The sequence below is a fragment of the Mycobacterium simiae genome (assembly GCF_008370645.1).
Lineage (GTDB): Bacteria > Actinomycetota > Actinomycetes > Mycobacteriales > Mycobacteriaceae > Mycobacterium > Mycobacterium simiae_A.
In genome coordinates this window covers 33049-39691 of sequence record NZ_VTZN01000032.1, presented here as the reverse complement: position 1 = coordinate 39691, position 6643 = coordinate 33049, and the positions used below count along the sequence as shown (strand labels likewise).

General features: G+C 68.9%; 6 protein-coding genes and 1 pseudogene. 6 read left to right on the top strand and 1 reads right to left on the bottom strand.

The features are described from left to right. Positions 1 to 307: 307 nt before the first annotated feature. The 3 genes and pseudogenes from F0Q45_RS30135 to F0Q45_RS07885 all read left to right on the top strand — a co-directional run. Positions 308 to 400 (top strand): annotated as a pseudogene (locus F0Q45_RS30135) (hypothetical protein); the annotation flags it as partial. A 3-nt stretch (positions 401 to 403) separates the two neighbouring features. Then, entirely contained in the window at positions 404 to 1531 is a 1128-nt protein-coding gene (locus F0Q45_RS30460) for a PE family protein (RefSeq protein ID WP_444875254.1), read from the top strand. Positions 1532 to 1650: 119 nt separating this feature from the next. Next, positions 1651 to 2412: a 3-hydroxyacyl-CoA dehydrogenase gene (locus F0Q45_RS07885; protein ID WP_149653408.1), complete on the top strand. Its 762-nt coding sequence runs from the start codon at positions 1651 to 1653 to the stop codon at positions 2410 to 2412. 131 nt (positions 2413 to 2543) lie between these two features. Here the strand turns inward: F0Q45_RS07885 and F0Q45_RS29135 are convergent, their stop codons facing one another. Continuing rightward, positions 2544 to 2675 carry a hypothetical protein gene (locus tag F0Q45_RS29135; protein WP_023366671.1) on the bottom strand — a complete coding sequence of 44 codons (132 nt, stop codon included), beginning with the start codon at positions 2673 to 2675 and terminating at the stop codon, positions 2544 to 2546. Between the two features lie 243 nt (positions 2676 to 2918). Between F0Q45_RS29135 and F0Q45_RS07875 the strand changes: the two genes are divergently transcribed. From F0Q45_RS07875 to F0Q45_RS07865, 3 genes are read left to right on the top strand one after another with little or no spacing between them, the layout of a single operon-like run. Continuing rightward, entirely contained in the window at positions 2919 to 5240 is a 2322-nt protein-coding gene (locus F0Q45_RS07875) for an MMPL family transporter (protein ID WP_149653407.1), read from the top strand. Next, positions 5233 to 5949 (top strand): TetR/AcrR family transcriptional regulator, encoded by a 717-nt coding sequence (locus tag F0Q45_RS07870; protein ID WP_149653406.1) that lies wholly within the window; start codon positions 5233 to 5235, stop codon positions 5947 to 5949. The genes F0Q45_RS07875 and F0Q45_RS07870 overlap by 8 nt, the downstream gene beginning before the upstream one ends. Further along, positions 5946 to 6578, top strand: coding sequence for a class I SAM-dependent methyltransferase (locus tag F0Q45_RS07865; protein ID WP_149653405.1), 633 nt, complete (start codon positions 5946 to 5948; stop codon positions 6576 to 6578). Before F0Q45_RS07870 ends, F0Q45_RS07865 begins: the two co-directional genes overlap by 4 nt. The last annotated feature ends 65 nt before the right edge of the window (positions 6579 to 6643 follow it).

The following is a 6643-nucleotide window of genomic DNA, read 5'->3' as shown; positions in this document are numbered from 1 at the left end:
CACCAGCGCCGCCGCCGCTACCAGCGGGGGCGCCGGCGGCGCCGGCGGCACGCCCGGGCTGGTCGGCAACGGCGGTAACGGCGGTAGCGGCGGCTCCGGCGTGGGCCTTGGTGGCCCCGGCGGCCCCGGCGGCATTGGGGTGCTGATCGGCAATGGCGGCAACGGCGGTAGCGGTGGCATCGGCGCTACCCTCGGCCCCAACGGCCTGGGCGGCTTCGGCGGGCTGGTGTTGGGTGCCGACGGCTTCAACGCTCCTGCCAACCCCAATCCATTGCTCGCCCTGCGGCAGCAGGTGCTGGCCGCGATCAACGGGCCTACCCAGGCATTAACTGGGCGGCCACTGATCGGCAACGGCGCCAACGGCACCCCGGGAACCGGGGCCGACGGCGGGGCCGGCGGCTGGTTGTTCGGCAACGGCGGAAACGGCGGGTCCGGTGCACCCGGCGCGGCCAACGGCGCGCCCGGCGGCGCCGGCGGGGCCGGCGGGATCTTGTTCGGCACCGGCGGCACCGGAGGGGCCGGCGGTAACTCCACGGCCGGCGGCGGCGCCTCCGGCGCCGGCGGGGCCGGAGGCGCCGCCTTGCTGTTTGGCTCCGGCGGCACTGGCGGCAGCGGCGGGGTCGCGACCGTCATGATCAGCAATGGCGGGGCCGGCGGCGCCGGCGGGAACGCCGGCGTCCTCGCCGGCGCGGCCGGTACCGGCGGCATCGGCGGCTCTGGTGCTGGTGCCGCGGCCACAGGCGGGGTCGGCGGCGCCGGCGGGCGCGGCGGGCTGTTAGCCAACGGCGGGGTCGGTGGATACGGCGGCACCGGCGGCACCGGCGGAGCCGGTGGGGCCGGCGGCGCTGGCGGGCTGTTCGGAGAAGGTGGAACCGGCGGTGTCGGCGGCGCTGGCGGTTCCACCACCGGCGGCGCCGGCGGTACCGGCGGCGCTGGCGGGCTGTTCGGCGCCGGCGGCACCGGCGGCACCGGTGGCGCCGGGTTTGGCGGCGGGACCACCGGCGGTGCCGGTGGGGCAGGCGGCAACGCCGGCTTGCTCGCCATCGGTCCCTCCGGCGGCGCCGGCGGGGCGGGCGGGGCTGCCTTCGCCAACGGCGGGGCCGGCGGGGCCGGCGGCACCGGAGGCTTGGTCTTCGGCTCCGGCGGGGCCGGCGGCAACGGTGGCCACGGTGGACAAGGCGCAGGCGCCGGCAACGGCGGTAAAGGCGGGATCGGCGGCAACGCCGGCTTCTTGTTCGGCTCCGGCGGCTCAGGTGGAGCTGGCGGTACCGGCAGCCAAGTCGCCGGCTCCACCGGCGGCGCCGGCGGCAACGGCGGTCAAGCCGGCGCGACGGGCAACGGCGGCAACGGCGGCGCCGGCGGCGCCGCCGCAACAACCGGCGGCAACGGCGGCACCGGCGGCAACGCCGTGTTGATCGGAAACGGCGGAAACGGCGGCAACGGCGGCCAAGCCGCCGCCAAGGGCACGCCCGGCGTCGGCGGCACCGGCGGGCAGCTCATCGGCGAAAACGGCCTCAACGGCTTGACATAGCCGCCGGGCCAGCGGCCGGTTACTTCCCGGGCCGAGTCCCGGCCTGTTTCGACCTGAGCCTGCTAGGTATAGTCCCAACCAACCAGTAGGTCGGGAGATTGAACGGAAAAGGGACTCGCATGCAGATCAGGGACGCCGTCGCCGTCGTCACCGGAGGCGCCTCGGGCCTGGGCCTGGCCACCACCAAGCGGCTGCTGGACGCCGGGGCTCAGGTGGTGGTGCTGGACCTGCGCGGCGAAGACGTGGTGGGGGCACTCGGTGATCGGGCTCGGTTCGCGCAAGCCGATGTGACCGATGAGGCCGCCGTCACCGGCGCGCTGGATCTGGCGGAATCGTTGGGCCCGCTGCGCATCATCGTCAACTGCGCCGGCACCGGCAACGCGATTCGCGTGCTGGGCCGCGACGGTGTGTTCCCGTTGGAGGCGTTCCGCAAGATCGTGGACATCAACCTGGTCGGCACCTTCAACGTGCTGCGGCTAGGTGCCGAGCGCATCGCCAAGACGGAGCCGATCGGCCCCAACGGTGAAGAACGCGGAGTCATCGTCAACACGGCGTCGGTAGCCGCCTTCGACGGCCAGATCGGCCAAGCCGCCTACTCGGCATCCAAGGGCGGGGTGGTCGGCATGACCCTGCCGATTGCCCGTGACCTGGCCAGCCACCGTATCCGGGTGATGACCATCGCGCCCGGCCTGTTCGACACCCCGCTGCTGGCGTCGTTGCCCGAGGAGGCCAAGGCGTCGCTGGGCAAGCAGGTGCCGCATCCGTCGCGGCTGGGAAACCCTGACGAGTACGGGGCGCTGGCGGTGCACATCGTCGAAAACCCGATGCTCAACGGCGAGGTCATCCGTTTGGACGGCGCCATCCGGATGGCGCCGCGCTAAGGGCTGAATACGAAAAACCCCCGCAATGGCGGGGGCTCACTTTGGAAACGGAGAACTCGATTATCGACGAAACCATCGACTGATGGCGGGCTCGGCAATGAGTAGCCGTGCGAGCATGCCCATGATCTGCCTCAGCTTGCCGTAGGCAGCGGGTGCCAGTCTTCGAGCTGCTCGGAGGTCTCACCTTCCACCAGCATGTCGCCGTGGTAGAGAGCCTCGAAGTCGGCCTTGATGACGTCGGCACTCGAGTCGTCGATCCACATGACATTGAGACTAGGAGCCGCCATTAAGGAATCCGTGAGTCACGATTCGGAAAATGGTGGCAATTCTTACCGGTCGGTAGGGTGTCCCGGGGCCAGGCTGGGCCACGCCGGTGAACCATCCCGGTAACCGCGTTCGTGCTTAGGGCAGGCGTTGTTTGACGCCTGTAAGTTATCGCTGATAAGTTACCGCGGATATGGCGCCGCCGCTGCGGACGGTTAGCGCCCGCGTCGGAGGGGCGCTTGATGTTGCAGGGGATCGCTCGACTAGCCATCGCGGCGCCGCGTCGAATCATTGGGGCGGCGTTACTGGTCTTTATCGCCGCCGCGATCTTGGGGATCCCGGTCGCTAGCAGTCTGTCTCCGGGAGGTTTTCAGGATCCGAATTCTGAATCGGGGCACGCCATCGCGGTTTTGGCCGAAAAGTTCGGGCAAAGCGGTCAGCAGATGCTGATCCTGGTGACAGCACCCGACGGCGTCGGCAGCGAGCAGGCCCGCCAGGTCGGCACCGGCCTTGTCGCCGAGCTCACACAGTCGCCCTTGGTATACAACACCGCCTCGCCATGGACCTCGCCGCCGCACGCATCCAGCGATCTGGTAAGCGCCGATGACAAGTCGGGATTGATTGTGGTGAACATCAAGGGCGGCGAAAACCACGCGCAGCACAACGCCCAAACATTGGCCGACCAGATCGTCCACGACCGCGACGGTGTCACCGTCCGCGCGGGTGGCTCGGCGATGGAGTACGCCCAGATCAACAAGCAAAACCAAGAAGACTTGCTGGTGATGGAGGCCATTGCGATTCCGCTGAGCTTCCTGGTGCTGGTGTGGGTGTTCGGTGGGCTGTTGGCCGCGGCGTTGCCGATGGCGCTTGGCGCCTTGGCCGTGGTCGGTTCGATGGCGGTGTTGCGGCTGGTGACGTTTAGCACCGAGGTGTCGATCTTCGCCCTCAATTTGAGCACCGCGTTGGGTCTGGCGCTGGCCATCGACTACACCCTGCTGATCATCAGCCGTTATCGCGACGAGCTGGCCGAGGGCGCTGACCGCGACGAGGCGTTGATCGCGACCATGGCGACATCGGGTCGCACCGTGCTGTTCTCCGCGACCACGGTGGCGCTGTCAATGGCGGCGACGGTGGCCTTCCCGATGTACTTCCTGAAGTCATTCGCCTACGCCGGCGTGGCCACGGTCGCCTTCGTCGCCGCAGCGTCGATCGTGATAACCCCGGCCGCGATCGTGCTGCTCGGTCCGCGCCTGGACGCGTGGGACGTGCGTCGCCTGCTACGACGGGTGCTGGGTCGCCCCGAACCGGTGCACAAACCCGTCCAACAGCTCTTCTGGTACCGGTCCACCAAATTCGTCATGCGCCGCTGGCTGCCGATCGGTCTGGCTGTCACCGCCGTGCTCGTGCTGCTCGGGCTTCCGTTCCTGTCGGTGAAGTGGGGTTTCCCCGATGACCGGGTGCTGCCGAGTTCAGCGTCGGCACGTCAGGTTGGTGACCAGCTGCGCAAGAACTTCACCCACGACCGTGCGATGGCTGTGCCCGTCGTCGTTCCCGATGCGCGCGGTCTGACTGCGGCCGATCTGGACAGCTACGCCGCCGACCTGTCGCAGGTTCCCAACGTGTCGGCGGTAACTGCCCCGAGCGGAACGTTTGTTGGCGGCAAACGGATGGGGCCACCGGCGGCAGCCACCGGCTTCTCCGATGGCAGCGCGTTCCTGACCGTGAGCAGCACCGCGCCGCTGTTTTCGCCAGCCGCCGATACGCAACTCAATCGGTTGCATCACGTGACCGGCCCGGCCGGCCGATCCGTCGCGATGGCCGGCCTGGCGCAGGTGAACCGGGACAGCGTCGATGCGGTGACGAACCGACTTCCGCTGGTGCTGGGCCTGATGGCCGCCATCACCTTCGTGCTGCTATTCCTGCTCACCGGCAGCGTCGTGCTGCCGGCTAAAGCGCTGGTGTGTAATGTGCTCTCGCTGAGCGCGGCGTTCGGCGCGCTGGTTTGGATCTTCCAGGACGGCCATCTTGGCGCGCTGGGCACGACCCCGAGCGGGACGCTGGTGGCGAACATGCCGGTGCTGTTGTTCTGCATCGCATTCGGGCTGTCCATGGACTACGAGGTATTCCTGGTCGCCCGGATCCGCGAGTACTGGCTGGCTTCCGGAGCCGCCCACCCGGCAAACCCGAGCCCGGCCCAGGCGCATGCCGCCAACGACGAGAGCGTGGCGCTCGGAGTGGCCCGCACCGGGCGGGTGATCACCGCGGCCGCACTGGTGATGTCGATGTCGTTCGCCGCGCTGATCGCTGCGAACGTGTCGTTCATGCGGATGTTCGGGCTCGGCCTGACCTTGGCCGTGGCCGCGGACGCCACCCTGGTGCGCATGGTTCTGGTGCCGGCGTTCATGCATGTGATGGGCAGCTGGAACTGGTGGGCGCCCAAGCCCTTAGGGTGGCTGCATGAGCGCTTTGGTATCAACGAGGCCGGCGCTGCTCAGCACGACGCCCAGACGGCGGAGCGCCCCGACGAGCGGCCGATCCCCGCGGGCTTGACCGGCAATGGCTAGCGTCTCGACCGAACTTCGTCGCGCGCGTGCCCCGCGTGGGTCAGGTGATCGGTTGCGCCAGGAGATCCTGGACGCGGCCACCGAGCTGCTGCTGCAGACGGGGCAGGCCAGGGCGGTATCGATCCGGTCGGTGGCCCGCCGTGTGGGCGTCACCCCGCCGTCGATTTATCTGCACTTCGAGGACAAAGAAGCGCTATTGGACGCGGTCTGCGCGCGCTATCTGGCACGACTCGACGACGAAATGGCGCGCGCGGCCCTCGGGCAATCGTCCACTGTGGAGGTGCTGCGGGCGCAGGCTCTGGCATATGTGCGGTTCGCTCTGCAGACCCCGGAGTTGTACCGCCTGGCCACCATGGGGGAGTGGCGGCCGGGCAGCAACGTCGATATCGCCCTGGACAGCTCAGCGTTCCAGCACATGTGCGTCTCCGTGCAGGCGCTGACGGACGAGGGCGTCTACCGGACCGACGAGCCCACCACCATTGCCCTGGAGTTGTGGACCGCCGCGCACGGTGTGGCTGCCCTGTTGATTACCAAGCCGCACTTGCCATTCGGTGATGTGGAAGCCTTCGCCGACCGAGTGCTGGGCGCAATCCTGTGCGGCCACATGGTGGCTGGGCTGGTTGGCCCGCACGCGACGTCTCGGCAACTGGTGAACTGGGTCATGCAGCATCGGTCCTCAGAAGCGGCATCGGAAGCAGCGCGGGTATGACGCGCGGCGCCAACGAGCACCCGTTCTTTGCCCGGATCTGGCCTTTCGTTGCTGCGCACGAAGCCCAGGCCGTGCGTGACCTGCGTCGGGAGAATCTAGCCGGGTTGTCCGGCCGGGTGCTGGAAATCGGTGCGGGCGTCGGGACGAACTTCGCCTATTACCCCAAGTCGGTCCGGCAAGTAGTAGCCGTGGAGCCCGAGCCGCGCTTGGCGGACAAAGCCCGCGGGACCGCCGCGGACGCGCCCATTCCGGTTGTGGTGACCGGCGATACGGCCGAGCAGTTCACCGCTGGGGAGCCCTTCGACGCAGTGGTCTGCTCGCTGGTGCTGTGCTCGGTGCACGACCCGATCGGCGTGTTGGTGCATCTGCGTTCGCTACTGCGCCCCGGCGGGCAGTTGCGGTATCTCGAGCATGTAGCCAGCGCCGGCCCGCGGGGCCGATTGCAGCAGTTTGTCGACGCGACGTTCTGGCCGCGCGTTGCGGGTAACTGCCACACCCACCGTGACACTGAGCGCGCGATCGTCGCGGCGGGATTCCAGGTGGAGACTGCTCGCCGGGAGTGGACATTGCCGTTCTGGGCGCCGGTGCCGGTGTCCGAATTGGTGCTGGGCCGGGCGTATGCGCCCTGACCAGCTCGGCAGAACGACCGGTGACGACCACGCCAATGACTAGCCGACCCCGATCTGTGCGCAGG